The sequence below is a fragment of the Desulfobacter sp. genome (assembly GCF_050177295.1).
The window spans coordinates 1-2,927 of sequence record NZ_JBFXHE010000498.1 but is presented as its reverse complement, the minus strand read 5'-3'; the positions used below and the strand labels follow the sequence as shown (position 1 = coordinate 2,927).

At 56.5% G+C, this 2,927-nt stretch carries 3 protein-coding genes and 1 pseudogene; all 4 read left to right on the top strand.

The genetic code is table 11. The features are described 5' to 3' along the window. Window positions 1-210, top strand: a pseudogene (locus tag AB7U36_RS21675) (efflux transporter outer membrane subunit); the annotation flags it as partial. Between the two features lie 30 nt (window positions 211-240). After that, a complete protein-coding gene (locus AB7U36_RS21670; RefSeq protein ID WP_428161686.1) occupies window positions 241-1,545 on the top strand; it encodes an efflux RND transporter periplasmic adaptor subunit in 1,305 nt (434 codons plus the stop codon). Window positions 1,546-1,549: 4 nt separating this feature from the next. After that, window positions 1,550-2,281 (top strand): ABC transporter ATP-binding protein, encoded by a 732-nt coding sequence (locus tag AB7U36_RS21665; protein WP_277002439.1) that lies wholly within the window; start codon window positions 1,550-1,552, stop codon window positions 2,279-2,281. Then, window positions 2,278-2,927, top strand: a 650-nt coding sequence (locus AB7U36_RS21660; protein ID WP_428161685.1) for an ABC transporter permease, incomplete at its 3' end; no start/stop codon positions are given. The genes AB7U36_RS21665 and AB7U36_RS21660, both read left to right, overlap by 4 nt.

The window sequence follows — 2,927 nt, the reverse complement described above, 5'->3', positions numbered from 1 at the left end:
CTGGCCAAAAAGAAATACGAATCCGGCCTGATTGATTTCACCACCGTGCTGACATCCCAGCAGACCGTATTATCCTATGAAAGTGATCTTGCCACAAGCCAAGGGAGCTGTGTCTCCAACCTGATCACCCTTTACAAGGTCCTTGGCGGGGGCTGGACCCCGATCGCATCCGACGCGCCCCCAAAGGCGGACAAAACAAGTCTCAAATAGAGTCAACCCCCTAACATCTCTGGAGTTCCCATGGATTTAACCGATGATATCAATGCCACATTAAAAAACACCGGTCCCCGAAAAAAAGGCAAAAAGCGTATCTTTATAATTCTTTTGATTCTGATTGTCGCCGCAGCAGGGGCATATTTTCTTCTGGGGCCCAAAGGCCGACCGGACGACGGTATGGGGGTGGATCCAGGCATCTCGTTTAAGACATCTCCGGCCGCAATCACCGATATTCACGTAACGGTTTCCGCCACTGGCACCCTGGAACCCACCAATGAGGTGGAGGTGGGCAGTGAATTATCCGGCACCATCCAGGAGGTTTTTGTGGATTACAATGACCGGGTCACCGTAGGCCAGCTCCTGGCCCGGCTGGATATCACGGATCTGCAGGCCCAGGTGCGCAAAAGCAAGGCGTCTCTGGCATCGGCCCGGGCATCGGTGCGCCAGGCCCAGGCCACGGTGGAAGAGACCGACCGGAAATTAAAAAACCTGAAAAAAGTCCGGGAATTGAGCGGCGGCAAGGTGCCGGCCCAGACCGATATGGATCAAGCCCGGGCCAACTACACCCGGGCCCTGGCCGACCGGGCCATGGCCCAGGCAAGTGTCGCCGAGGTCCAGGCCTCTTTGGACAGCACCTTAACCGAATTGTCCAAGGCGGACATCATCTCCCCCGTAAACGGCGTGGTCCTGACCCGGGACACTGAAAAGGGCGCCACCGTGGCCGCCTCATTTGAGGCTCCGGTGCTGTTTACCCTGGCAGAAGATTTAACCAAAATGAAGCTGAACGTGGATGTGGATGAAGCAGACATCGGTGTGGTCAAGGAAGGACTTGACGCCCACTTTACCGTGGATGCCTATCCCAAACGCAAATTTTCGGCTAAAATCCTGCAGGTTCGGTTTAATGCCACCACCACGGACGGGGTGGTGACCTATGAAACCATCATGACCTGTGACAACGCCGATTTAGCTTTGCGCCCGGGCATGACGGCCACGGCAGACATTATTGTTAAGCAGGCCGACCAGGTATTGTCCGTACCCAGTGGCGCCCTGAGATTCTCAATGCCCAAGCCCGAAGAGAACAAAAGCAGCCCATCGCTGTTAAGGATGTTCATGCCCGGCCCGCCCAGGCACAGCGACCGGTCGGCCAAACATGTCACCATCACAGGCGGCAATGACCAGGATACCATATGGATTCTGGACAAAAACAAGCGGCCAAGGCCTGTACCTGTAAAAACAGGCTTAAATGATGGCATCAACACCCAGATTCTGGAAGGCGAGATCACCCGGGGCTCTGAGGTGATTGTTTCCGCAACCACAAAGGGCAAATGACGCCATGGCTGAAAAAGGACACCCTTTGATCTCCCTGACCCGGGTCACCAAGGCCTACGGCAGCAACGAAGCCAGGATCTTTGCGCTGCGCGGCATTGACCTGACCATTGACTCCGGGGAATTTATTTCGGTGATGGGGCCGTCGGGCTCGGGCAAATCCACCTGCATGAACATCCTTGGATGCCTGGATACCCCCACATCGGGCCAGTACACCTTTGGCGGGGTGGAAGTCAGCCATATGAGCCGCAAACAACTGGCCACCCTGCGCAGATTTTACCTGGGCTTTGTATTCCAGGGATTCAACCTGCTGAACCGGACCACGGCCATGGAAAATGTGGAACTGCCCCTGGTGTACAGGGGCATACCGCCTAAAGAACGCAAAGCGCTGGCGCGCAAGGCTCTCGAACAGGTGGGGCTTGCAGGACGCGAAGCCCACACCCCCGGCGAGCTCTCCGGGGGACAGCAGCAGCGGGTGGCCATTGCCCGGGCCATCGCCACCACCCCGTCGGTATTATTTGCCGACGAACCCACGGGCAACCTGGACATGGCCAGAAGCCACGAGATCATGGAACTTTTAAAACAATTGAACCGGGAACAGAAGATCACCGTGGTCATGGTCACCCATGAATCAGATATGGCCGCATACTCGGACCGAATTGTTTACTTTGTGGACGGCCAGGTGGCAGACATTGAAAACGGACATGCCCCGACAGGAAAAGGAGGTCAGGACCGATGATCTGGAACACTTTTATCCTGGCTTTGCGGGGTATCCGGCGCAATGTCATGCGCTCGGTGCTCACCATTTTAGGCATCATCATCGGCGTGGCCGCCGTGATCACCCTTGTGACCATCGGCAACGGCACCACGGCCCAGGTGACCGAGCAGATCGCCGCCATGGGCACCAATGTACTTCTCATTAGCCCGGGCCAGCGCCATGGGCCCGGCGCGGCCTCGACCGCGCCCAGTTTTTCCGTTAAAGATGTCCAGGCCATTGAACAACATATCACTGATCTGGCCGGTGTGGCCCCGTCCGTATCCGTATCTGCCGTGGCCGTGGTGGGCAACCAGAACTGGAGCACCACTATTACCGGCACCACCAACGATTTTTTTGCGGTACGCAACTGGACCATGAAAGCCGGACGAGCTTTTTCCGAAAATGAGATCAACTCCGGACGAACCGTGTGTGTGGTGGGGGACACCATCAGGGAGAACCTGTTTGGGGACGGGGACCTTGTGGGGCAGAAACTTCGACTGGGCAAGGTATCCTGTCAGATCATAGGTCTTTTAGAGGCCAAGGGCAACTCCTCCATGGGCCGGGACCAGGATGATTGTGTGATCATGCCCATGAAAGCGGTCCAGCGCCGTTTTTCAGGCAACAAGGA

What these genes read in the sequence shown, in the direction of transcription:
- AB7U36_RS21665 (WP_277002439.1), top strand. Translation starts at nt 1,550, where the DNA reads ATGGCTGAAAAAGGACACCCTTTGATCTCCCTGACCCGGGTCACCAAG.
- AB7U36_RS21670 (WP_428161686.1), top strand. Translation starts at nt 241, where the DNA reads ATGGATTTAACCGATGATATCAATGCCACATTAAAAAACACCGGTCCC.